The sequence below is a fragment of the Mucilaginibacter sp. HD30 genome (genome assembly GCF_054061755.1).
The window spans coordinates 4,418,838-4,439,885 of the sequence record NZ_JBSSEO010000001.1 but is presented as its reverse complement, the minus strand read 5'-3'; the positions used below and the strand labels follow the sequence as shown (position 1 = coordinate 4,439,885).

The window sequence follows — 21,048 nt, the reverse complement described above, 5'->3', positions numbered from 1 at the left end:
ATATATGGTTTTGCTAAAAGCCATACACATCGTTAGCATCTTTTTTATATTTTAGCAAAAACTACCCCATGACAGAAATTGCCCAAAACAACTGCCTAAACTGTGGTAAAAACGGCACAGGGAATTACTGCAATACCTGCGGCAACGAGTATCATATTCATCGCATTACAGTAGGGCATATTTTACATGAGGTTGTGCACTTACTCACTCATTTTGATAAGGGTGTTCTCTATACAATAAAGCAACTGCTACTTCGCCCCGGCTTTATGCAGCGCGATTACCTGGCAGGTAAACGCAGCAAACATCAGAAACCTTTTGCTACGTTTTTTGTGTGTGGCACTGTTACTGCGCTGGCGCTTTATTGGATAAATATTGCAGTTGGCAAACTTTACAACGATGCAGATCTGGAGGAAGGGCATTACTATCAGCATTATTTTGCTTTAGGTCAAATGTGTTTGGCGCCCGCTTACGCGTTGGTTAGTTGGGTGATATTTAGTAAGCGCTATAACTTTGCCGAGTACCTGGTTATTATTCTCTATAATACTTCAATGTTATTGCTGTTTGTTTCTGTGGTAAACTCGTTAAAACTACTCTTCGGACCATTTGAAACAGGGTATATTGAGATGGTGGTTGTACTTGCTTATAATATTATAACCAATATTAATTTGTTTGCAGATAAGTCGCGGGTGAGCATAGCATTGCTTACTTTATTGTCGTCTGTTATTTGCTTCGCTCTTTCTCGTGGGACAATGGAAGCGTTTATTCATTTTTTTATGCCGCATAGTTAATTGCAAACTTTATGTTTGTGATAGCGTATAATTATAGAATGCTGATACAAATCTGAAAAAGGTTATGAACATTTATAAGAATTTAAGTATTGTCTTGCTTGTGGTGTTAAGCAACATCGGATTAAGCCAGGCACAAGACACAATAAAAAGTGCTGCTAAAAAGCCCCTCGCTAAAGTTGCCACAACTGCGCAAAAACCGGTGACAAGCGGCATACCTATCAACCCAAAAACAGGCAGACCATACGGCAAATGGGGATATGGTACACAAGCAAAAACAGCTCAGCCTCAAAAAGCGGACAGCACCCCGGTAGCTCCACAGCCTGTTGCACCGGTAGTAACTGATAAAACCCTTAATGGACAATACAAATACCTGCTTACAAAAGTTTATAATTACCAACAGCCTTTTATAGCTGCATTTTGGAAAAATGTCCGCGACTCGCTTAATAACAGTGAACAGCAGCTTAAAGCAGCTAACCAGAAGCTTGCCGCAAGCAACCAATCAGTTAACCAGTTGAAAAGTGATGTTAGCACAAGCCAGACGGAGCTTTCTAATGCTGAGTCGGTTGATTTCATTGGCATATCGTTTTCTAAAAACGGTTACAGCACCATGATGTGGAGCTTGGTTTTAATATTGGGTGCCGTGGCTGCTTTTGTGATCTTCCGCTCCGGAAGCGCACGGTCTGAGGCAACTTACCGTACCAAGCTTTATAATGAGTTGGAGGAGGAATTTAAAACCTACAAAGCCAAAGCCAACGAGAAAGAGAAAAAGCTGGCCCGCGAACTGCAAACCGAGCGCAACAAAGTGGATGAATTGACAGGGCGTGGATGAGAGCGTTCCTATTCGGTTGGAACCCGGTGAAGTTTGCGTGGGCTGACCTGGATGACGATATAGCCTTACTTCGTTCAGGTGAGGTTTTGGAAGACAACTGGAGCGCTGCCAGCCATAAAGCTATACAGCCCGGCGACCGGGCCTACGTTGTACGCGTGGGCGTAGAGCCTAAAGGCATATTTGCTTCTGGGCTTATATCATCAGCGCCTTATGTGGCTTACCGTAACGGGCGCCACTATTACCGTGTTCACATCCGGTTTGACACCTTGCTTAACCCGGATAAAGAACCCATACTTACACTTGATATACTAAAAACCGGCGACCTGGCTAAACAAACCTGGACACCGCAGGCATCCGGCATATCTATTAAGCCCGACCTGGTTGATGAACTGGAAGGCGTTTGGCAAGACTTTCTGGATACGCGGGCGATATAGCGTGTCCCACGGATGGGTGAGACAATGTAGGACACAGTGGGACAGTTTTCTTACTAAAAAGCTGTAAGTAAGCGGTTTGCATTTTTTAATTGGGACAAAGTGAGACTACTTATTCGTCAGGAAAATTAGCTGTAAAGAACTGGTAAAGAATTGATTATCAATATAATATATTTTGCATTTTTTGTCCCAAAAAAACAGGGCAAAATTAAGAGCGATAATGGGCTATGCAAATTGCAGAAATTGTGGTTTATGTGATACTTCTGCTTGGTGGGATATGCAGCTATGCCACAGGTAAGCTTACGCCTGGGGGTAGCCTTACCGGCGGTTGTATTGGCCTTGTTATTTTTAAAGGTGGCGGCCTGCCATGTTTCGTAATGTTAACCTTCTTCTTCGTGATAGCATCAGCCGCCACAAAATGGCAGCGCGAAAAGAAAGTGATGATGAATGCTGCCGAGCAAAGCAAAGGCCGCCGCAATGCCGCGCAGGTTTTGGCCAATGGCGGCGTTGCCGCGTTGTTGGGCTTATGGGGCTGGTTGCAACCTGGCAATTTATCGTTAACCGAATTAATGATTGCCGGGAGTATCGCTGCCGCTACCGCTGATACTTTATCGTCAGAATTAGGAACAGTATATGGCCGTCGCTTTTATAATATCATCACCCTAAAAAAAGACACACGCGGCCTGGATGGCGTGATCAGTCTTGAAGGTACACTAATAGGTATTGCAGGGGCGTCTGCAATTGCTGCTATTCACTGCATCGGTTTCGGCTGGAACGAACGTTTCATCATTATAATACTGGCCGGATTTACTGGCAACCTGGTTGATTCAGTTTTAGGAGCATGGCTGGAGCGTAAGCGTTTGATAGGTAATAATGTGGTAAATTTTTTAAATACCGCCGCGGGCGGCGGTATTTGCTGGATATTTATGGCAAGTAATTTATAAGGCGGGTATTTATTTGAACAGGCCGTTAAGCGTGTTTTCTAATGATGCAAGGTCTGGGTTGATGGCTATAATTTTTAATTGAGGGTCGAGCAGGTAAGTAATTGGCAAGGCACCTACGCCGTATTCAACAGCTATGCCATTTTTCCATCCTTTTAAATCAGATAAATGATACCCTGCCAAATGATCCTCTTTGATTGCTTTTAACCAACTGTTTTTATATTCATCCAATGATACGCTTATCATTTTAAAGTTTTTTTGCTTTAAGTTTTCATGTATGTTTACCAACGCAGGGCTTTCTAACCGACAGGGCGCACACCATGACGCCCAAAAGTTTAACAGAATATAGTTTCCTTTTAAATCGTTAAGAGAAAATGCTTTTCCTAAGTGAGTTTTTTGAGAAAAAGCAGGTGCAGTCTGCCCAATCTTAACAGCCCTTTTCGCATTTATAAACTTTGTCAACTCGGTACCGCCTTTACTGTTGCGAACAGCTAAGCTTAGCTTTTTATAAAGGTCTTCTATCTCAATAATTGGTAATGACTTTAGGTCTGTTTTTATAATATAAGGGATTATTAATGAGCTTAAATGAGCTTCTGCAAAACGTTTGGTTACGCTTACTCTGTCTATGTTAACCTGATCATTCTCCTTTCCGGCAGCTATCATCGCCGCTGTATCGCGCCTGGCGGCCGCCTCCGCATGCTTGCTTCGTATCACCATTATTTGTTTTTGAAACGATAACATCAACAGGAAACAATCCTTAAAATCAACTGCGGGTTGCTGCCCGGTTACTAATACATCTTCCATACTATCATTTATAAATGAAAAATTTAATACGCCTGATTCTAAAGCCGTTGGGTAACGCATATTGCCAACTTGTAAAGCCACCAACTCAACATCCTCAATGTCACCTGTAAAGCGAAATTTATGGTCAACAACAGCGGTTGAGTCTACCTGCTTCTTTGATTGATAGCTTAAATAGATAGTCCTAATTGAGCTATTATTGACGTTGCCTGCGATTTCAAATTGCTTTTTTTGGGCAAAAGTGGGTACAGTACATGCCAATAGGCATGCGATAATTAAATTCTTCATGATGTGTTTATTTTATATTTAGGTTTTAGATTGTGTTACAGACTATGTAGGTTGGCGTGATTATTCGCGATTAATACGTCCCTATGGACGGTGTGGACGTATTCCAAATCTTTTCTTTTAAGAAACGGATGACATGATCTGCATATATTAACAGGAGAAATACAAAACCCATTTGAAATGTAAAGAGACCCGTTTCTCCTATTGTTTTTAAACTTGCTAACTGATGGCAAATAATTAGGCCGAACGTAGTAAAAATCAAAATGCACACGCAAGAGTATTTGACATGGCGCAAACGCTCCGAACGTTGCTGCGCGATCTGTAATTTGGCAATAACCTGTTGCTCAAACCCGTTATCTGGAACAATGAGGGCGCTTTTTTTAATTATTTTACCGATAGCGAAATCCTCGTTATGTATATTTTCCATCTTTAAGTGTTTAAATTTTTTTCAAATCGTTCAAAACTATTCGAATGCTTTTACGGGCGCGATGCAATATAACTTTGCAATTAGCTTCAGACCATCCGGTAATTGCGGCAATATTCCTTATACTTTCATCATCCAGATAAAACAAACGCAGGGCCAGACTTTCGTTAGCAGGCATCATTAATAGTGCTTTATTAATTAAATCAATTTGTTCCTCCTCGCGTAAATTGGCCAACCCACTTTCGTCCGGAATATCGGTTTCATATTCCTCACAAAATGACAATCTATCCTTTTTGCTGCTTTTCATTCGCATAAAAGCTTCATTGACAACAATTTTATAAAACCAGGTTTTAAAAGATGACTGTTTGTTAAAAGAACGGATAGCTTTGAAAGCTTTTAAAAAAAGCATCCTGTGCAATCTCCTGCCCGGCAAACTCATCTTTTACAATAGAAATTGCTAAAGTAAATGCCATGTTTTGATAAGTTTTAATAAAATACCTGTAAGCAACTTCTTCGCCATTACATAAAGCTTCAATGTAATTATTGTCTGAAGAGCGGTTGTTACTCATTTTTCTTCCCCAAGTAATTAGCAATAAGCATAGCAATACCACCCGATACGCCTAATATTGGTAGGGGCATAATACCGCCGTGAACCAGCTCAAATGGTAATATTTGGATTATAATAGCACCTAAACTTAAACCAATAATTATGATACCTATGTTTAGCAAATAAGATCCGCCTGCGCTCTTTTGAGGCTGCAAGTCGGGGGTTATACCCTTCTCAATCATTCGCATACGCTCGTTTTGCTTAGCGGTGAAAATGAAGTACCATGCTAAGAAAGCGCATATAATAAACACGACTGCAATTACGCAAAAAAATATGTTTTCCATTTTTTTGATTTATTTACTTGTTTGATTACCAAAAACTTTAAAAGGTTACATTTTTCAGAACTAAATTAATCTTTCCCTTACATCATTTGCTGAACTGTTATTTGCCGTTGTCAATCAATAAGTTAAATTTGGTAAACCATTTCTATTAAAACCAATCACGTATGGGTATACGTCAAAGGGTACTTGCCCAAAAATACATTTACGTTGGTGCTGCGCTATTAGGCCTTTGCTTTATAGGCACCGGTTTGCAGCATTTTATATACCTGCAATTTGTAGCAACGCTTGTACCGCCCTACCTGCCCGTTCCGATGCTATGGGCGGGCTTTACCGGCGTAGCTATGATAATAGCAGGCGTAAGCTTTTTGCTAAGGCGCAGGACTGCCCTTGCCGCATTGCTATTGAGCATAATGATGGCCGGTTTTATTGTAATGATTCACATCCCTAAACTGATAGCGGCACCACACGAAATCAATAACTGGATGCGCGCCATGCAGGACCTTGCTATTTTAGGCACTGCACTGATGCTCACTTCTCAAAAATCATTAAACAAAGCCGGCTTATATTTATATGCGCTGCCAGTTATATTTTTAGGCGCCGCGCATTTTATGCACCCGGCTTTAATCACGCCAAAAATACCTTCGTATTTACCGGCTACTGCTATTTTCGACTTTGTTGTGGGTGCTGCAATGGTAGCTTTTGCGGTTTGCATTATTGCCAAGCGATACGCACAGATAGCCGCTCTTGCGCTCGGTATCATGTTGTTGGTATTCGCGCTGTTATATAGCGTGCCCACTTTGGCTGCTAATATTAAAAACGGTGCCGAGTGGACCGCGTTGTTATTGGCAATGGCTGTTGCGGCAGGTGGGTTTGTGGCAGCGGGAAAAGTTGGCAAATAAACAAGCCTGACAAATTCATTCTCAATCAAGTTGACAATAAAAACAAAACATGTTAGTGTTACAACTGTCTTAACTGTATAAAAAACTAAAAGATGGTTGTTTTAAAAATAAATGCTGATACGCCGCAGGAACGCGAAGTTAAAATAATAAGTGACAATGGCACGTGGGACAGCGGTACTTACCATATCTATAGTGCGAAATCTTTAGAGGATATACAAACGCAGGATCCTCATGATAAAACAAGGTCCGACTATTTGGGGGAATTATTAATTGATAAGGAAAAGCCGCTTTGGGATTTTAAACAAACCGGCTTAAATCCCGACGAAAAGAAACAAATTGCAGACTTTGTTATGGATTATGAAGCGCCGGATGGGGTGTATTAATTAGTTATCAACTCTTAAAAAATAGGGTCTTGTCTATTATCCCAAAAGAAAAGCACTTCAATATTTGAGTTATTGATACGGTAGAACATTGAACATTTGATTTCCAATATCGTCAAATGTATCGTCTGCCTCATCAGTAAAAATTACTTGATATGGCATTAGTCTACAGGATATTTCTTTTTAAATTGTTCAAGTGTTTTAAATCGCCCCGCTTTTACATCCTCTTCCCCTCTTGCTATGCCCTCTAAGACATGGGGCGGCAGGTTGGCTTCGTTTTCGTCTTTTACAAACGATATACGCTGTTCCTCTAAAAATGCAGCCATAAGCTTTTCCTGTTCAACAGTAGGAGTTACTATGTAAGTGCTCATAAACAAATTTACTTAAAAATATCTTAAACAAAAAAGCCACGGATATTAGCCCCCTCTAAATCTCCCCCGGTAGGGGAGACTTTTAATTTCTTTAAACCAAAAAAAGCCACTCCTTTGCAGGAATGGCTTTCAATATTATCGGATCTTCCGGTACAGTTAAACCTTGATCTCAACTTCAACTCCACTTGGCAATTCAAGTTTCATTAAAGCATCAACAGTTTTTGAGTTAGAGCTGTAGATATCCAATAAACGTTTGTAAGAACATAATTGGAATTGCTCGCGTGCTTTTTTGTTAACGTGCGGTGAACGCAATACTGTAAAGATTTTCTTTTCAGTTGGTAACGGAAGCGGTCCGCTAACTACAGCGCCCGTAGGCTTAACTGTTTTTACGATTTTCTCGGCTGATTTGTCAACCAGATTGTAATCGTAAGATTTTAATTTGATTCTGATTCTTTGGCTCATGTTGTTTTTGTTTGATGACCGTTCCTAAGAGCTATTTATTAGGGCGATCGGGATTTACTATTTAAAAAGTTGATTGGCGACTAATCTTTAATCACCAATCAACTAATCTCTAATTATGCATTACTTCCTGCTGCTTTTCTGCCTTTTGCTTTAGCAACAATTTCGTCTTGTACGTTACGTGGCGCTTCAGCATAGTGATCAAACTCCATGGTTGAAGTAGCACGGCCCGAAGTGATAGTACGTAACTGGGTTACGTAACCAAACATTTCAGAAAGTGGTACAGTAGCTTTAATTACCTGCGCACCTGCACGTGAGTCCATACCCAAAAGCTGGCCACGACGACGGTTCATGTCACCAATAACATCACCCATGTTTTCTTCAGGGGTTAAGATCTCAATTTTCATGATCGGCTCAAGCAATACCGGTTTACATTTTGGCAATGCCTCGCGGTAAGCCATTTTAGCTGCTAACTCGAAAGATAGCGCGTCTGAATCGACTGCGTGGAATGATCCGTCTATCAAACGTACCTTTAAGCCGGTAAGCGGGTAACCTGCCAACACACCATTTGCCAAAGAAGCCTCAAAGCCTTTTTGTACAGATGGAATAAACTCACGTGGTATTGAACCACCTGAAATTTCGTTAACAAAAGTTAAACCTTCTTTACCTTCATCATTTGGTGATAACACAACTTGTATATCAGCAAATTTACCACGACCACCGGTTTGTTTCTTATAAGTTTCGCGGTGTTGTACAGTACCTGTAATAGCTTCTTTAAAAGCAACCTGTGGAGCACCCTGGTTAACCTCTACCTTAAACTCGCGTTTAAGACGGTCCATGATGATATCCAGGTGAAGCTCGCCCATACCGCTAATTACGGTTTGACCGGTTTCTTCGTCAGATTTTACGTGGAAGGTAGGATCCTCTTCAGATAATTTACCTAAAGCTATACCTAATTTATCAACGTCAGCCTGAGTTTTAGGCTCAATAGCTAAACCGATAACCGGGTCAGGGAAATTCATTGACTCCAATATGATCGGGTGTTTCTCATCACACAGGGTATCGCCTGTTTTAATATCCTTAAAGCCTACTACCGCAGCAATATCACCGGCACCTACGTTAGGTATTGGGTTTTGCTTGTTAGCGTGCATTTGGAAGATACGAGAGATACGCTCTTTACTGTCAGAACGCATGTTATGGATGTATGAACCAGCCTCTAAGTTACCCGAGTAAACACGGATAAAGCATAAACGGCCCACAAACGGGTCAGTTGCAATTTTAAATGCTAAAGCTGCAAATGGCTCTTTTTCTGTAGGGCGACGCAAAATTTCTTCGCCGGTATCAGGGTTGGTACCAATAATGCCTTCCACATCCATAGGCGAAGGAAGCAATTCCATCACATAATCAAGCATGGTTTGTACACCCTTGTTTTTGAATGATGAACCGCAAACCATTGGAACGATCTTGGCATCTAAAACAGCTTTACGCAAAGCGTCTAATACTTCGCGCTCAGTAATTGTTTCAGGAGCGTCAAAGAATTTCTCCATCAGGCTCTCATCGTAATCAGCAACTGATTCCAATAATTTTTCTCTCCATTCGGTAGCTTCTTCGATCATATCCTCCGGGATAGGCACTTCAGTAAAGGTCATACCTTTATCATGCTCATTCCAAACAATACCTTTCCAGTTGATCAAATCAACAACACCTTTAAAATTCTCTTCAGCACCAATAGGTAATTGCAATGGCACTGCGTTGCTGCCTAACATGCTTTTTACTTGTTTTACAACATTTAAAAAGTCGGCACCGCTGCGGTCCATTTTGTTAACAAAACCTATACGGGCTACATTGTAGTTGTTAGCAAGCCTCCAGTTAGTTTCTGATTGTGGCTCAACACCATCAACAGCAGAGAAAAGGAAAACCAAACCATCCAGTACACGTAAAGAACGATTCACCTCTACGGTAAAATCCACGTGTCCCGGGGTATCAATAATGTTGATGTGGTAGTTTTGGCCTCTGTATTTCCAACCAACTGTAGTAGCTGCAGAGGTAATGGTAATACCACGCTCCTGCTCTTGCGCCATCCAGTCCATTGTAGCTGCACCTTCGTGTACCTCGCCTATTTTGTGGCTAACGCCGCTATAGTAAAGAATACGCTCGGTTGTGGTAGTTTTACCGGCATCAATGTGGGCGGCAATACCTATGTTTCTTGTATATCTTAGATCTCTTGACATATTAATTTTATTGAGTGAATGAGCAAATGAGCGAATTAGTGATTAGTATAACGTTACCAAATCAACAATTCACTCATTCACCCAATCACAAATTCACTCATTAGAAACGGAAGTGAGAGAACGCCTTGTTGGCCTCAGCCATTTTGTGCGTATCTTCTTTTTTCTTCACTGCTGCACCTTCACCTTTAGCTGCTGATATGATCTCGCCGGCTAATTTCTCCATCATGGTTTTTTCGCCACGACGACGTGCATAGCTGATCAACCATTTCATTCCCAAAGCAACTTTACGCTCCGGACGAACCTCGGTTGGTACCTGGAAGTTAGCACCACCTACACGGCGGCTTTTTACTTCAACAGCTGGCATAACATTGTTTAAAGCCTTTTTCCAGGTCTCTAAACCGTTCTCGCTTGTTTTCTTTTCAACAATCTCAACTGCATTATAGAATATTGAATACGCGGTAGATTTTTTACCATCGTACATCATGTTATTTACAAACCTGGTTACCAAAATATCATTGAATTTTGGATCAGGAAGAAGGATTCTTTTTTTTGGTTTTGACTTTCTCATTACTACTATCCTCCTTTAATTATTTCTTTTTCTTAGCTGGTTGACCTTTTGCCGGAGCAGCTACCTGACCTGGTTTAGGGCGTTTAGTTCCGTATTTTGAACGGCGTTGATTACGACCGGCAACACCAGAAGTATCTAAAGCACCACGGATGATGTGGTAACGTACACCAGGTAAGTCTTTAACACGACCACCACGGATCAACACAATAGAGTGTTCTTGCAAATTGTGTCCTTCGCCAGGGATGTAAGCGTTAACTTCTTTACCATTGGTTAAGCGCACACGGGCAACTTTACGCATTGCTGAGTTTGGTTTTTTAGGGGTAGTGGTATACACGCGTGTGCATACGCCTCTTCGCTGTGGACAGCTGTCCAACGCTGGCGACTTACTCTTGTCAACCAGAGCTACTCTACCTTTTCTAACTAATTGCTGAATAGTAGGCATTCTTGCTTTTTGTTTTGTTTTTTTAAATCCCGCTGCCATCCTTCATTGGCGGGCAGTTTTCGGGACTGCAAAAGTACGGAGTTATTTTTTGATTTTCAAGCGGTTGGGCCAAAAAGTTTTTCTTTTTTAGTGACAGGTTGAAGAAGGTTGATTGTACTTGCGATTGACGTTGAGGCTTAGTGCTTTAAAAAGGTATTAGTTACTTGGCGAATAACGGTTTCCCAAGACCGCCGGGCAATTGTTTGAACCATGATTTGTAGTATTTATTATATTAATCCTGTTATCATTTAATCCTACAAATCCTAGCTCAGACAACAAAAAAGCCCCCCTCACCAAAATGGCAAGGAGGGCTTTGGTTGGAGCCTTCTATCTTGGCGGCGCAGGTGCGCCAGCTGGTCGTGGCGGAGCCTGTCCCGGCTTCGGCAACGAAGCACATCCTGTACTTATTGAAGCTGCGATAGCTCCAAGTAATATTATAGTTATCAATTTCTTTTTCATAGCTGTGATGTTTTTATGATAGACACTCCCGGGCCGTTAATTGTTTTTAAAAGCTTTAAATCTCTGCGTTTATCCTTGTGGGGCACCTGGAGGAGCGGGCGGCGGTGATACACGACGCGATGAACCGCAGCCTGCAGCAACTAAACTGCAAAACAGGCCAAGGAACAGTAAAATAATGATTAGCTTTTTCATAGCGGGTGGTTTAACATACAATAACTACGCGCCTGTTTTGTTTCAGCAATTTAAAAGGTTTTATTACCCCGCATGCGAACCGAACCTTTTTCGCAATTTTACAAAGGGCCGCTCTACCCAATAGTATGATGTTAGCGATAGCAAAATAGTTAAGCCCAGCATTAAACAAAGCCATAGTGGAGTAGCAAACTTAAAATATTGATTGGCCACTGTAACTGCGACCCAATGAAAAAGATAGAGGGAATAACTAAGCTTGCCGATAAAGACCAGCACATTATACTCAAATATTTTTCTGATGATCGAATTTTGCGATAAGTAACCTATGCTCGGGATTATAAACATAAAGCCTAATGATTGCCTGGTAAACCTGAAAGACTCCGCGAATAAACGGTTGCTAAATACAGCTGGACTTAATATTATAACGATGCCTATAAGCAAAGCCCAAGGCGAGCGTATGATATTAATATACCACGTTGCCCGGTTTTTATAAACAAGCAATGCAGCAATGCAGCCCCACATAATAGAATCAACCCGCGTTTCTGTTACAACATAAATGCGCATTGTTGCTGCATAATTATTACCTGTGTTTAATATATAATATCTATATACAAAAGCACACAAGCACACTACCAGGGACAGATAAAGCAACTTATTACCGCTGCGATATAACAGGTAAAACAACACCGGAAAAACGAGGTAAAAATGCTCTTCAATAGAAAGCGACCACACAATGTTAAATATATCATCAAAACCATTAACGGCCGGAGGTTTAAGATAGGTATAATAGTAATTAGCGAAATAAAACAACGAGGACAGAATGGCTAATAATTGTATACGAGAATGGTATATCAGCAGCAATATTACAGACAGCGCCGTCATAAACACCAACGCAGGGTAAAGCCTTATTACGCGCCTTAAATAGAATTTTTTAAGGTTGATGGTATTGTTGCTGTTAAATTCATTGATCAACAAGCCTGTTATCAAAAGCCCGCTGATAAAAAAAAACATACTTACCCCAAAGCCGCCGGGTATAACCCTCCCAAAACCAATATGAGCCAGTATCACCAAAATTATAGCCGCTCCGCGTAAACCGTCCAGATGGGGTTGATAAGCATTTTGAAAGCCAGGATTTATTGTCTGTAGAGGTTGCTGTTTCAAGTTTATTCCTTTGATTGCTAAAATACAATATGACCGGCGTTTTAAGAAATTTGAGGTTCTGCAGGTGCTGATGTCAAAAGGTGTTTTAAAACTCCAAATATCTATTCACCTTTATGTGCACCTTATCGCATTCATTGTACTTACCAGGCTCGTCGTTCAGCAAGCGCAGGGTCACACCTTCTTTTTCAACCAATAAACCTTCATGGCTACCTTTAAAAAGTACTTGTTTTATGGTCCAGTCCTTGCGTGTCCAACTATTGGTGGGTTTGGCCCATTCGGGATAGATCACCACGTGCTCCTTGCTGCTATGTATGCCACAATGGGCAGCTTCAAGATGCGTAAGTACGTTACACCCGGTTAGCAAACGCGCGGTATACAGGTTTTGAGGATTTTGATATAGGCTTTTTGGATTACCTGCTTCTAATACCTCACCTTCTTTTAAAACAACCAATTCATCAGCCATAGACAGCACCTCGGCCGGATCGTGCGATACCATTATCACGGTCAATCCGGTCTCCATTACCACCTGCCTGATATCCTGCTGCAAACCTTCGCGAAACGAAGTATCTACCTGATTAAAGGGTTCGTCCAGCAATAAAACTTCGGGTTTAGTTACCAGCGCGCGGGCTATGGCCACACGCTGCTTTTCGCCGCCGCTTAAAAAATTTACTTGTTTATCGGCAATTTTAGCAATGTTAAGTTGCTGCAGCACACGTTGCGTATTTTCTTCTTTGGCGGCAACATTTGTATTGGGCAGCAACACCGCAACATTGTCCCAAACTTTGGCATAAACGTTCAGGCCATCCGTATCCTGGGTAACCATACGCATGGCATCATGCCCCGGTATAAGTTTTTCTTCCGGCCCCCAAATACGTTCTCCTTTAAACTGCACCTCGCCCTCATCAGGCGATAGCAATCCGTACAGCATTTTAAGTAAAGTACTTTTACCACTGCCACTCTCTCCTATTATAGCCGTAATTTTCCCTTGCGCAATACTCAGGTTGGTTGTTTTAACACCCGCCGCTTGTTTGCCCGGATAAACTTTGCTGATCGATATGGCCTCAAGGAATGGAGTAGTCATGAGGGTAAAGATAGGCACTAAAAAAGTCATGCCGAATTTATTTCAGCATGACTTGTTATTATGAGTATTCGGATAAGCCTCTTAAAAGCCGAACGTAAACCCGAAGGAGAAGTTTTTCAAACCTGCCTGGGCCGGGCTGTTCTCAAACATATCGTTAAAGTAGTACTTAGCAAATATACCGGCGCCACCATAACCTAAACGTCCAACGGCACCATAGCGCATTTTTGTAAAGTGGTAATCATCATCTATTTTTTGCTTGCCGCGCTCCTCGCTTATTTGCTTAACTCTTCCGCCCATTAACAGGCCCACTTCTGGCCCCGCTATAAACCTGAAGCGTTTTCCGCCCGAGTTTTCGCTGCTTCGGAACTCAAACGAAAGCGGGATGCGCAAATAAGTTGATGAGAAACGATTCTTACTAAAGTCTACATTATCATTAATATAAGTTAATGATGACCCGCCTTTTTGTATGGTAACATTCTCTCGCAAACGAATGTGCGTCCAGTCTATACCGCCTGATACGTACATTTTAAAATTGTTATTAAAACGGTAGCCGAACTGAACAAGGTCAAAGCCAAAGTTGCTACTCTTCCAGGACCGGTAGCGCAAAAACTGATTCTGCGGCGACAGGGTGAAGCTGCCGTTATCTATCAGTGTAGCCAAACCAAGGTCAACCCTTGAAAAGGTAATGCCAAAATTAAATCCCGGCTTGCCTGCGCGGGCTTTGCGTGCGCTGTCAACTTTAGCTTTCCTATCGCCGAAGCTAAATTTTATGCGTTGTTTTTTCTCGGTAGTGGTAACCACGGTTGTATCACCGTTCTTAACGGTAGTTGTGGTAACAGTTGTTGTGGTATCTTGTGCAAGGCCGATGCTTGCAACCGCAGCCATCATGGCGGTAAGTAATAAGCGTTTCATATATATTGGTGTATTTGTGTTATGTAATTGGATTTTTTATTGTTTTTTTATTTTTAAAATGCCCAGGTTTACACCGGTAACTCTCGTCCCTTCGTCGTCGCCGGCATCTGTAAATTCAATCAGCTTATCTTCCCGTTTATCAACAGCGGCAATTATCGTATTAAACAGGCCACCTAAGCCATGGGCTTTTTTCTTCACAGGCGGTTTCTCCTTTATAGGTGTGTCTTTCGCTTCGTCAATCGGTTTTTCCATATATTCAACAGCGTTATCAGCTAATAAACCAGTGCTTAGCGGAATATCATTAGCCGGTACGGCAGCTTGCGAAGCCGTAGCCTTTTGCATCGGGACAACAGCTAAAACCGGTTCAGGTTTTTGAGTAGTCGCTTCCGTTAAAGTAATCGCTGTTTCTCGTGGTGCCTGTTCAGTAACCTGAGTTTTGTTTAACCCAGAGGCTGTTTTTATTTTAGTGCTTGTGGCAATTGCATCTTCTAACCGGTCCGCTACAATGCTAACCGGAGCTGCAGCTTCCTTTGTATAAGTTTGAGGTTTAACAGCTTTTACGCGTTTAACCAATTTTACAGGCTGTTCAGTTTTTTGCTGCTTCTGATTAAAAAACCAAAGCGACACTGATGCAAGTACTATAACGCTTGCCGCTATACTTAAATACGGCATTATTGAGCGTTTTGCCTTTTTACCGTTCAACTCGCGGTCGATATTTTGCCAGACGTCTGCTGATGGCTCCAATTCAAAATCGTTCAGTTTTGAATTAAATAATTGGTCAAACTCCCTATCCTGCATTTCCATATCTTTTATCCTCCATTTTGATAACCATATCTTTTAAAATTGTGCGGGCTCTTGATAATTGTGATTTAGAAGCCCCTTCCGTTATACCCACCATCTCGCCTATTTCTTTGTGCGAGTACCCCTCAATAGCATATAAGTTAAATACCATGCGATAGTTGTGCGGCAGTTCCTGGATAAATCCCATCAGATCTTTAGCACTTAGTGTAGCTATAGCAGCAGCGTTAACCGATGGCTCATAACCCGAATCAATGACATCCATCAATTGTAGCGATTTGTGGTACTTACGATGATACTCAATGGCGCTGTGTACCATTATCCGCCTAACCCATCCTTCAAAAGCACCATCGCCGCGGTAATCGGCAAGCTTTTTAAAAACATTAATAAAGCCATTCTGCAACATGTCTTCGGCCTCGCCCTTGTCTGTAGCGTATCGCATACAAACGCCGAGCATTTTTGAAGCCAACAGCTTATACAGTATCTCCTGCGCTTTCCGCTCGCCCGCCTTGCAGCGGGAAACTAATTCATCAATTGTGTAAGTTGGTTTCAATAATAGCATTTAATAGTAAGATGAAACAAAAGCTAAAATGGTTGCAGAGAAAGTGAAATATTTATTAAATATACCATATAAACAAAAAGCCTCCCGAACGCTTCTGCGCAGGAGGCTTTTCATTTATGTACAAAGCAGCTAAAAATGATAAAATGGTTTTATCATTAAATAAACCACTACGCCGCTTACCGTAACAAACAACCAAATTGGGAAGGCCCAACGCACCAGTTTTTTATGCTTTTCAACCTGCATTTGCAGGCCGCGGTGAAAGCTGAGTAATATTAAAGGCAAAACACCTGCGGCAAGAATAATATGGGGTGTTAATATGGCAAGGTATATGGTGCGTAATGTGCCATATTGCGTTATTTCGTCTCCTAAAACTTCACCATCTCCGTTTAGATCGCCATAAATGGTATCATGGCGCATCAGGTAGTGAAACAGTACGTAAGAGATGAGGAATATCGCCGAGAGGCAAAACGTAAGTATGTTAAGCCTTTTGTGCATAATGATATTACGCTGCTTTATATAATATAACGATACCAACAACAACACAGAACATGTGCCATTAAGTATGGCGTTAAGCATAGGCAGGTATGGCGTAAAAGCAGGAGCTTCTGCCGGGCCGGGTATAATGTGGCGGTTAAGCAAAATAACCAGTAATATAACTACAGCAGTTATAACGGCTACGAATCGGAAAATAAATTTATCAGTCATTTTTTGTTTTGCATTTATGTCGGATGATTTAGCCCAGGTTACTATGAACCATCAACCATGATCTATTAACTATCTAATAAAGCGGCTCATCCATTTCACGTATCTCTTCGGCTATTAGTACTTTTATCTCGTCGTTTAGGCGGGTCATTTCCTCCATTGAAGCGCCGGAATAATAACCCCTGATCCGTTTCTTTTTATCTATCAATATTAGCTTATCGCTATATATAAAGCTCCCATTGCCGGCATCAACCGCATTTACCAGGAAACCTTGCCTGGCCAAAGGATAGATCTGCGAAGTATCCCCTGTAAGAAACATCCACTTTACCCCGGCCGGATTAAACTGTTTGGCATACTTTTTTAAAACAGGCACCGGGTCGCGTTGGGGATCAACCGTTATAGATACAAACGAAACAAGTTTATTCTTTTTGTAGGTATCAAGCAGCGCTTTCAAATTACTGTTAGTGGTTTCGCAAACACCTGTGCAATTAGTATAAAAGAAGTTGGTTACAAAAATACTGCTATCAAGCGATTTGCCTGTAACCACGCGTCCGTCCTGATCCGTCAGTTTAAAATCCGGCAGTTGGTGGTAAATGGTATCGGGGATAAATTTACCATGAAACTTATGGCCGGTTTCGGCTACCTGTTTTGGGCCGTAAACCTGTAGCGGTTTATACCTGTTCTTACCCTTCTCGGTAAGTAAATAATATAAAAATCCCGGCAAGGCCAATATGGCTGCCAGGATCAATATTTTTTTTACTAAACGGATACTCATTTATGCTCTCAATCCAATCCAGTGGTGGCTCTCGTTAGTAAGCACCAGGATCAAACCGATGATGAACAGAATAGGCACAATTATAGAATAAACCAGGCCCACTTTTTCAAACTTTAAGTGCATAAAGTAAGCTACTATATAAAATGCTTTAGCCAGTGTTAAAACTATGTATATAGGGTTAGCAATGTTATATCCGAAAATACCTTTAGGAACACAGTAAAGTGCTATAAAGAATTCAATTACGGTAATGCCCAGCAATATGAAAAACACTTTCCATATTTTCTTAGCGGTCATTCCTTCACCATGCTCATGGTCGTGATCGTGGCTTGTAACGTCTGTATGTGATGACATAATATATTATCTGTTATAATGTTATACTAAATAGAAGAAGGTAAACACGAATACCCAAACAAGATCCACAAAGTGCCAGTAAAGACCAACTTTTTCAATCATTAAATAGCTTCCGCGTTTCTCATAAGTGCCGGCCAGCACGTTAATCGTAATAATGATATTGATGATAACACCGCTAAACACGTGGAAACCGTGGAAACCTGTGATAGTGAAGAACAGGTTAGCAAAAGCCTGCGCAGCTGTTTTTTGCGCATCTAAGCCAACACCAGGCGCCTCATTAAAGAACTCTTTTAATGTATGCTCATTACCGGGGATACTTGCCCACCAAAAACCTTCATGATGTAAGTGTGTCCACTCCAAAGCCTGGCAACCCAGGAACATAAAGCCGCCGATAATGGTCAATATCATCCAGTTAACAACTTCCTTTTTTGAATTACGATGGCCTGCTTCAACAGCTAACACCATTGTAACCGAACTCATGATGAGAATAAATGTCATGATACCCACAAACACCAGTGGTGCACCGTGTTCAATGCTCGTCAACGGTACAGATTGGAAAACCTTATCTGCAGCCGGCCATGTAGGCATGCTGAAACGAAGAGCGCCATATGATATAAGTAACGAAGAAAATGTAAAGGCATCCGATAAAAGGAAGAACCACATCATCATTTTACCGTACTCAACCTTAAACGGAGAATGCCCGCCGGCCCATGGGCTTGTTTTTAATTCATCAATTTTTGATACTGCTTCGCTCATTTCTAGTTTAGCTATGAAATTGTTATTAATGTTGGTTCAAAAGTAAAAAAACATACAGATAAATCCATATAATATCGACAAAATGCCAAAAAATACCTGACATCTGCATGTTGTATAAGTTCTTAACCTGCGGCTTATTGCGGTAGCTGGCCGAAAGCGTTAAGCCCAGCAGCACCAAGCCGGCTATGATGTGTATTAAATGCGTAACAGTAAACGCATATATAAACGACTGCGCTGCATTCGGGTTTATAAAATAAACACCCATTTTAACCAATTGAGACCAGGCATAAAACTGCAAAGCAAAAAAGCCCACTCCCAATAACATGGTTAACCAAAGAAAAAGCCGTTGTTTCTCAAACTGTAGGCGTTTGGCCGCGTTTGTGGCCAGATACAATGTAACACTGCTTAGTATAATAACGGCGGTGCTGTACATAAATGCAACGGGTAACTGCATATCAAGCGCTTTGCCGCTCTTTTGGCCGCCTATGTAAACAATAAAACCGCTGGTAAGCGCCGCAAAAAACATAAACGATGTGAATATAAAGATCCACATATTGAATTTTTTTGCGCCGAGGTTTAATCTATCTTCCTGTTGTATCTGAGCCATCATCATCTCACTTTCCTATAAAATCAAATAAAAACATTAACTGTACTATCGGCAACCAAAAAAACGATCCAAACATTAGCTTTCTGGCTTCGGGTATTTGCCGGGTACGCAACAGCATAATTGCCTGGTACAAAAATATCAGGCTACAAATTAATGTTACACCGCCAACGTAGTAACCACCATATCCAAAAATAGTAGGTAACAAACTTACGGGCAGCAACATCACGGCAAATATAACAGTAATTATTGCACTGCCTGTGTCTCTGTTTCCGGTAGGTAATAAACGGAAACCCGCTAATTTATAATCATCATCCAGTACCCAGGCAATTGCCCAAAAATGCACAAACTGCCATACAAATTGTATAGAGAACAATACCAGCGCTATCTCGTCAATACGCCCATTTGGCTGACCCGCCACATAACCAATCAATGCCGGGAAAGCGCCGGGAAAAGCGCCCACAAAAACTGATATCGGCGACTTTCTTTTTAATGGCGTGTAGGCGAATGCATATAGCAGAATTGAAAAAACAGATAGCAGACCGGTAAGTATATTTAAGGTCCCTAACAGATAAGTACCTGCCATGCCCATACCTAAACCTAAAACCAAACCTTGCCCGGTGGTCATCCGTCCGGCAGGCATTGGGCGGTCTTTGGTGCGTTTCATTAACTTATCAAGGTCAACCTCTATAACTTCGTTAAAGCTGTTAGCGGCAGCGGTCACCAAAAATCCACCAATTACCAACTTAATCCAGTTGAGCCACATGGTTGAACTGTATAACGACCCCCATGTGTTACCACCATTGGCCTTTACTGCGATAATAAAAGATATAGACGCAGAAAATACCACCAAAAAGGTGAGCCTGAACTTTATGAGTTTTGAAAAATCGCTAAACTTCATTGATGCCCTCCGTGTAAATTTGCCGATCGAAATAAATTAAGCAACAAATAAAATTGCGCCCCAAATAACAAACTTGCTAAAAGAATATGGCTGGCTTGTGCTACCGGCGGCAGGGCCAGATAGGCTAATGCAATACCCGTAACAATTTGTAACACCACCATCAGAAACGAAAAACTCATTATCTGCTGTTGTATGGAGTGCCTGTTAAAGCCCCTGCGTATTAATAAATACAATATAATGTTTACCGCCAGCACTATTAATGCAAGGTCGCGGTGATTGGTAAAAATCTCGCCTGCGTTAGTTATCCATGTGGACCGGTATCCATCTTGCAGATGTGTGGCAACGGCGTCAATACGTTCGCGCACTTCGGTGCCTAATGTTATTTGTACAACAGATAAGACCAGTGCTGCTATAGTAATAATGTAAGTTATAGTGTTAACGCGCAAGGCTGGCCTGCCGCTTGCACGCGCCAAATGGTAAGTGGCTATGCAAATGGCCAAAATAGCCAATGCTAATAAAAGGTGTACCGTGATAATCCAGGCTACCAGGTTGGTAGATACTACTATTGATCCAAGCCAGGCCTGAAAACCGATCAACACCAGGTTAAAAACACTTAAAAAAGGAATCAACTTGTTTTTGTCTGCGTAGGTAAAGGAATATACAGCCGTAAGCAATAAAAATATACCAGATACTGCGCCAATTAAACGGTTAACATACTCCGTCCAGGTGCGTGCTACATTAAACTCTTCCGGCACCAGTATCGATCTATCTTCGCGCAGGCGTTTTGCCAGATCATTGTAGCCAAAAACATCCAGTGTATTAGCAAAACGCTGGTTTTTAGCCATACGGCCATCAACATACTTTTGCTTGTAATTGTCGGGTAATTGATCGGCACTCACCGGTGGGATATACCTGCCGAAACACTTAGGCCAGTCTGGGCATCCCATACCGGAACCTGTACTACGCACAACGCCGCCTGCAAGTATCAATATAAAAAGCAGTATAATGCTCAAAAGATTAA

The 21,048-nt window shown here is 41.6% G+C and carries 30 protein-coding genes; 7 read left to right on the top strand and 23 right to left on the bottom strand.

Annotation, left to right across the window (positions count from 1 at the left end):
- Nucleotides 1-68: 68 nt before the first annotated feature.
- From ACVW2L_RS20820 to ACVW2L_RS20805, 4 genes are all read left to right on the top strand, one after another.
- Complete coding sequence (locus ACVW2L_RS20820; protein WP_457129881.1) at nucleotides 69-788, top strand: DUF3667 domain-containing protein; 720 nt, start codon at nucleotides 69-71, stop codon at nucleotides 786-788.
- Nucleotides 789-852: 64 nt separating this feature from the next.
- Nucleotides 853-1,617, top strand: coding sequence for a hypothetical protein (locus ACVW2L_RS20815; protein WP_457129880.1), 765 nt, complete (start codon nucleotides 853-855; stop codon nucleotides 1,615-1,617).
- Nucleotides 1,614-2,051 (top strand): hypothetical protein, encoded by a 438-nt coding sequence (locus tag ACVW2L_RS20810; RefSeq protein WP_457129879.1) that lies wholly within the window; start codon nucleotides 1,614-1,616, stop codon nucleotides 2,049-2,051. Before ACVW2L_RS20815 ends, ACVW2L_RS20810 begins: the two co-directional genes overlap by 4 nt.
- A gap of 224 nt (nucleotides 2,052-2,275) precedes the next feature.
- Nucleotides 2,276-2,992, top strand: coding sequence for a DUF92 domain-containing protein (locus tag ACVW2L_RS20805; protein ID WP_457129878.1), 717 nt, complete (start codon nucleotides 2,276-2,278; stop codon nucleotides 2,990-2,992).
- A 9-nt stretch (nucleotides 2,993-3,001) separates the two neighbouring features.
- Here the strand turns inward: ACVW2L_RS20805 and ACVW2L_RS20800 are convergent, their stop codons facing one another.
- From ACVW2L_RS20800 to ACVW2L_RS20780, 5 genes are all read right to left on the bottom strand, one after another.
- A complete protein-coding gene (locus ACVW2L_RS20800) occupies nucleotides 3,002-4,078 on the bottom strand; it encodes a redoxin domain-containing protein (RefSeq protein WP_457129877.1) in 1,077 nt (358 codons plus the stop codon).
- Between the two features lie 70 nt (nucleotides 4,079-4,148).
- Entirely contained in the window at nucleotides 4,149-4,502 is a 354-nt protein-coding gene (locus ACVW2L_RS20795; RefSeq protein WP_457129876.1) for a hypothetical protein, read from the bottom strand.
- A 10-nt stretch (nucleotides 4,503-4,512) separates the two neighbouring features.
- Nucleotides 4,513-4,908, bottom strand: a complete 396-nt coding sequence (locus tag ACVW2L_RS20790) for an RNA polymerase sigma factor (protein WP_457129875.1) — start codon at nucleotides 4,906-4,908, stop codon at nucleotides 4,513-4,515.
- Nucleotides 4,868-5,068, bottom strand: coding sequence for an RNA polymerase sigma factor (locus tag ACVW2L_RS20785; protein WP_457129874.1), 201 nt, complete (start codon nucleotides 5,066-5,068; stop codon nucleotides 4,868-4,870). Before ACVW2L_RS20785 ends, ACVW2L_RS20790 begins: the two co-directional genes overlap by 41 nt.
- Nucleotides 5,061-5,390: a DUF6249 domain-containing protein gene (locus ACVW2L_RS20780; RefSeq protein ID WP_457129873.1), complete on the bottom strand. Its 330-nt coding sequence runs from the start codon at nucleotides 5,388-5,390 to the stop codon at nucleotides 5,061-5,063. Before ACVW2L_RS20780 ends, ACVW2L_RS20785 begins: the two co-directional genes overlap by 8 nt.
- A gap of 161 nt (nucleotides 5,391-5,551) precedes the next feature.
- Here ACVW2L_RS20780 and ACVW2L_RS20775 point away from each other — a divergent pair, with 161 nt between their 5' ends.
- Together ACVW2L_RS20775 and ACVW2L_RS20770 are read left to right on the top strand one after the other, a co-directional pair.
- The gene (locus ACVW2L_RS20775) at nucleotides 5,552-6,286 is read left to right on the top strand and encodes a hypothetical protein (protein ID WP_457129872.1); all 735 of its coding nucleotides are present in this window, start codon (nucleotides 5,552-5,554) and stop codon (nucleotides 6,284-6,286) included.
- A 92-nt stretch (nucleotides 6,287-6,378) separates the two neighbouring features.
- Entirely contained in the window at nucleotides 6,379-6,669 is a 291-nt protein-coding gene (locus ACVW2L_RS20770) for a hypothetical protein (RefSeq protein WP_457129871.1), read from the top strand.
- Nucleotides 6,670-6,827: 158 nt separating this feature from the next.
- On the opposite strand, the gene ACVW2L_RS20765 is transcribed toward ACVW2L_RS20770, so the two are convergent.
- From ACVW2L_RS20765 to rpsL, 5 genes are all read right to left on the bottom strand, one after another.
- Nucleotides 6,828-7,037, bottom strand: coding sequence for a hypothetical protein (locus ACVW2L_RS20765; protein WP_457129870.1), 210 nt, complete (start codon nucleotides 7,035-7,037; stop codon nucleotides 6,828-6,830).
- A 156-nt stretch (nucleotides 7,038-7,193) separates the two neighbouring features.
- Nucleotides 7,194-7,499 carry a 30S ribosomal protein S10 gene (gene rpsJ, locus ACVW2L_RS20760; RefSeq protein ID WP_022830652.1) on the bottom strand — a complete coding sequence of 102 codons (306 nt, stop codon included), beginning with the start codon at nucleotides 7,497-7,499 and terminating at the stop codon, nucleotides 7,194-7,196.
- 113 nt (nucleotides 7,500-7,612) lie between these two features.
- Nucleotides 7,613-9,727 carry an elongation factor G gene (gene fusA, locus ACVW2L_RS20755; RefSeq protein ID WP_457129869.1) on the bottom strand — a complete coding sequence of 705 codons (2,115 nt, stop codon included), beginning with the start codon at nucleotides 9,725-9,727 and terminating at the stop codon, nucleotides 7,613-7,615.
- Nucleotides 9,728-9,827: 100 nt separating this feature from the next.
- Complete coding sequence (gene rpsG, locus ACVW2L_RS20750; RefSeq protein WP_377102052.1) at nucleotides 9,828-10,295, bottom strand: 30S ribosomal protein S7; 468 nt, start codon at nucleotides 10,293-10,295, stop codon at nucleotides 9,828-9,830.
- Between the two features lie 19 nt (nucleotides 10,296-10,314).
- Nucleotides 10,315-10,737 (bottom strand): 30S ribosomal protein S12, encoded by a 423-nt coding sequence (gene rpsL, locus ACVW2L_RS20745; RefSeq protein WP_457129868.1) that lies wholly within the window; start codon nucleotides 10,735-10,737, stop codon nucleotides 10,315-10,317.
- A 337-nt stretch (nucleotides 10,738-11,074) separates the two neighbouring features.
- On the opposite strand from rpsL, the gene ACVW2L_RS20740 reads away from it, so the two are divergent.
- On the top strand, nucleotides 11,075-11,254 hold the full coding sequence (locus ACVW2L_RS20740) for a hypothetical protein (RefSeq protein WP_457129867.1): 180 nt from the start codon (nucleotides 11,075-11,077) through the stop codon (nucleotides 11,252-11,254).
- Nucleotides 11,255-11,304: 50 nt separating this feature from the next.
- Here ACVW2L_RS20740 and ACVW2L_RS20735 read toward each other — a convergent pair whose 3' ends face one another.
- The 13 genes from ACVW2L_RS20735 to ACVW2L_RS20675 form a co-directional block, all read right to left on the bottom strand.
- On the bottom strand, nucleotides 11,305-11,427 hold the full coding sequence (locus ACVW2L_RS20735) for a hypothetical protein (protein ID WP_457129866.1): 123 nt from the start codon (nucleotides 11,425-11,427) through the stop codon (nucleotides 11,305-11,307).
- Between the two features lie 63 nt (nucleotides 11,428-11,490).
- Nucleotides 11,491-12,585, bottom strand: a complete 1,095-nt coding sequence (locus ACVW2L_RS20730) for an acyltransferase family protein (protein ID WP_457129865.1) — start codon at nucleotides 12,583-12,585, stop codon at nucleotides 11,491-11,493.
- A gap of 85 nt (nucleotides 12,586-12,670) precedes the next feature.
- Complete coding sequence (locus tag ACVW2L_RS20725) at nucleotides 12,671-13,666, bottom strand: ABC transporter ATP-binding protein (RefSeq protein WP_457129864.1); 996 nt, start codon at nucleotides 13,664-13,666, stop codon at nucleotides 12,671-12,673.
- A gap of 81 nt (nucleotides 13,667-13,747) precedes the next feature.
- A complete protein-coding gene (locus ACVW2L_RS20720; RefSeq protein ID WP_457129863.1) occupies nucleotides 13,748-14,578 on the bottom strand; it encodes an outer membrane beta-barrel protein in 831 nt (276 codons plus the stop codon).
- 36 nt (nucleotides 14,579-14,614) lie between these two features.
- A complete protein-coding gene (locus ACVW2L_RS20715) occupies nucleotides 14,615-15,382 on the bottom strand; it encodes a hypothetical protein (RefSeq protein WP_457129862.1) in 768 nt (255 codons plus the stop codon).
- Nucleotides 15,366-15,938 carry an RNA polymerase sigma factor gene (locus ACVW2L_RS20710; RefSeq protein WP_457129861.1) on the bottom strand — a complete coding sequence of 191 codons (573 nt, stop codon included), beginning with the start codon at nucleotides 15,936-15,938 and terminating at the stop codon, nucleotides 15,366-15,368. The genes ACVW2L_RS20715 and ACVW2L_RS20710 overlap by 17 nt, the downstream gene beginning before the upstream one ends.
- Nucleotides 15,939-16,067: 129 nt before the next feature.
- Complete coding sequence (locus ACVW2L_RS20705) at nucleotides 16,068-16,643, bottom strand: DUF420 domain-containing protein (RefSeq protein WP_457129860.1); 576 nt, start codon at nucleotides 16,641-16,643, stop codon at nucleotides 16,068-16,070.
- A gap of 73 nt (nucleotides 16,644-16,716) precedes the next feature.
- Nucleotides 16,717-17,415 carry an SCO family protein gene (locus ACVW2L_RS20700; RefSeq protein WP_457129859.1) on the bottom strand — a complete coding sequence of 233 codons (699 nt, stop codon included), beginning with the start codon at nucleotides 17,413-17,415 and terminating at the stop codon, nucleotides 16,717-16,719.
- Entirely contained in the window at nucleotides 17,416-17,766 is a 351-nt protein-coding gene (locus ACVW2L_RS20695; RefSeq protein ID WP_457129858.1) for a cytochrome C oxidase subunit IV family protein, read from the bottom strand.
- 21 nt (nucleotides 17,767-17,787) lie between these two features.
- Nucleotides 17,788-18,522 (bottom strand): cytochrome c oxidase subunit 3, encoded by a 735-nt coding sequence (locus tag ACVW2L_RS20690; protein WP_457129857.1) that lies wholly within the window; start codon nucleotides 18,520-18,522, stop codon nucleotides 17,788-17,790.
- Nucleotides 18,523-18,547: 25 nt separating this feature from the next.
- Nucleotides 18,548-19,135 carry a cytochrome c oxidase subunit 3 gene (locus ACVW2L_RS20685; protein WP_457129856.1) on the bottom strand — a complete coding sequence of 196 codons (588 nt, stop codon included), beginning with the start codon at nucleotides 19,133-19,135 and terminating at the stop codon, nucleotides 18,548-18,550.
- Between the two features lies 1 nt (nucleotide 19,136).
- The gene (gene cyoE, locus ACVW2L_RS20680; protein ID WP_457129855.1) at nucleotides 19,137-20,027 is read right to left on the bottom strand and encodes a heme o synthase; all 891 of its coding nucleotides are present in this window, start codon (nucleotides 20,025-20,027) and stop codon (nucleotides 19,137-19,139) included.
- On the bottom strand, nucleotides 20,024-21,040 hold the full coding sequence (locus ACVW2L_RS20675) for a COX15/CtaA family protein (RefSeq protein ID WP_457129854.1): 1,017 nt from the start codon (nucleotides 21,038-21,040) through the stop codon (nucleotides 20,024-20,026). Before ACVW2L_RS20675 ends, cyoE begins: the two co-directional genes overlap by 4 nt.
- Between the last annotated feature and the right edge of the window lie 8 nt (nucleotides 21,041-21,048).

Excerpts from the sequence above, each read along its gene's own strand:
- ACVW2L_RS20820 (WP_457129881.1), top strand. The coding sequence starts at position 69 with ATGACAGAAATTGCCCAAAACAACTGCCTAAACTGTGGTAAAAACGGC.
- ACVW2L_RS20815 (WP_457129880.1), top strand. The coding sequence starts at position 853 with ATGAACATTTATAAGAATTTAAGTATTGTCTTGCTTGTGGTGTTAAGC.
- ACVW2L_RS20810 (WP_457129879.1), top strand. The coding sequence starts at position 1,614 with ATGAGAGCGTTCCTATTCGGTTGGAACCCGGTGAAGTTTGCGTGGGCT.
- ACVW2L_RS20805 (WP_457129878.1), top strand. The coding sequence starts at position 2,276 with ATGCAAATTGCAGAAATTGTGGTTTATGTGATACTTCTGCTTGGTGGG.
- ACVW2L_RS20800 (WP_457129877.1), bottom strand. The coding sequence starts at position 4,078 with ATGAAGAATTTAATTATCGCATGCCTATTGGCATGTACTGTACCCACT.
- ACVW2L_RS20795 (WP_457129876.1), bottom strand. The coding sequence starts at position 4,502 with ATGGAAAATATACATAACGAGGATTTCGCTATCGGTAAAATAATTAAA.
- ACVW2L_RS20790 (WP_457129875.1), bottom strand. The coding sequence starts at position 4,908 with ATGCTTTTTTTAAAAGCTTTCAAAGCTATCCGTTCTTTTAACAAACAG.
- ACVW2L_RS20785 (WP_457129874.1), bottom strand. The coding sequence starts at position 5,068 with ATGAGTAACAACCGCTCTTCAGACAATAATTACATTGAAGCTTTATGT.
- ACVW2L_RS20780 (WP_457129873.1), bottom strand. The coding sequence starts at position 5,390 with ATGGAAAACATATTTTTTTGCGTAATTGCAGTCGTGTTTATTATATGC.
- ACVW2L_RS20775 (WP_457129872.1), top strand. The coding sequence starts at position 5,552 with ATGGGTATACGTCAAAGGGTACTTGCCCAAAAATACATTTACGTTGGT.
- ACVW2L_RS20770 (WP_457129871.1), top strand. The coding sequence starts at position 6,379 with ATGGTTGTTTTAAAAATAAATGCTGATACGCCGCAGGAACGCGAAGTT.
- ACVW2L_RS20765 (WP_457129870.1), bottom strand. The coding sequence starts at position 7,037 with ATGAGCACTTACATAGTAACTCCTACTGTTGAACAGGAAAAGCTTATG.
- rpsJ (WP_022830652.1), bottom strand. The coding sequence starts at position 7,499 with ATGAGCCAAAGAATCAGAATCAAATTAAAATCTTACGATTACAATCTG.
- fusA (WP_457129869.1), bottom strand. The coding sequence starts at position 9,727 with ATGTCAAGAGATCTAAGATATACAAGAAACATAGGTATTGCCGCCCAC.
- rpsG (WP_377102052.1), bottom strand. The coding sequence starts at position 10,295 with ATGAGAAAGTCAAAACCAAAAAAAAGAATCCTTCTTCCTGATCCAAAA.
- rpsL (WP_457129868.1), bottom strand. The coding sequence starts at position 10,737 with ATGCCTACTATTCAGCAATTAGTTAGAAAAGGTAGAGTAGCTCTGGTT.
- ACVW2L_RS20740 (WP_457129867.1), top strand. The coding sequence starts at position 11,075 with ATGGCAAGGAGGGCTTTGGTTGGAGCCTTCTATCTTGGCGGCGCAGGT.
- ACVW2L_RS20735 (WP_457129866.1), bottom strand. The coding sequence starts at position 11,427 with ATGAAAAAGCTAATCATTATTTTACTGTTCCTTGGCCTGTTTTGCAGT.
- ACVW2L_RS20725 (WP_457129864.1), bottom strand. The coding sequence starts at position 13,666 with ATGACTACTCCATTCCTTGAGGCCATATCGATCAGCAAAGTTTATCCG.
- ACVW2L_RS20720 (WP_457129863.1), bottom strand. The coding sequence starts at position 14,578 with ATGAAACGCTTATTACTTACCGCCATGATGGCTGCGGTTGCAAGCATC.
- ACVW2L_RS20715 (WP_457129862.1), bottom strand. The coding sequence starts at position 15,382 with ATGGAAATGCAGGATAGGGAGTTTGACCAATTATTTAATTCAAAACTG.
- ACVW2L_RS20710 (WP_457129861.1), bottom strand. The coding sequence starts at position 15,938 with ATGCTATTATTGAAACCAACTTACACAATTGATGAATTAGTTTCCCGC.
- ACVW2L_RS20705 (WP_457129860.1), bottom strand. The coding sequence starts at position 16,643 with ATGACTGATAAATTTATTTTCCGATTCGTAGCCGTTATAACTGCTGTA.
- ACVW2L_RS20700 (WP_457129859.1), bottom strand. The coding sequence starts at position 17,415 with ATGAGTATCCGTTTAGTAAAAAAAATATTGATCCTGGCAGCCATATTG.
- ACVW2L_RS20695 (WP_457129858.1), bottom strand. The coding sequence starts at position 17,766 with ATGTCATCACATACAGACGTTACAAGCCACGATCACGACCATGAGCAT.
- ACVW2L_RS20690 (WP_457129857.1), bottom strand. The coding sequence starts at position 18,522 with ATGAGCGAAGCAGTATCAAAAATTGATGAATTAAAAACAAGCCCATGG.
- ACVW2L_RS20685 (WP_457129856.1), bottom strand. The coding sequence starts at position 19,135 with ATGATGATGGCTCAGATACAACAGGAAGATAGATTAAACCTCGGCGCA.
- cyoE (WP_457129855.1), bottom strand. The coding sequence starts at position 20,027 with ATGAAGTTTAGCGATTTTTCAAAACTCATAAAGTTCAGGCTCACCTTT.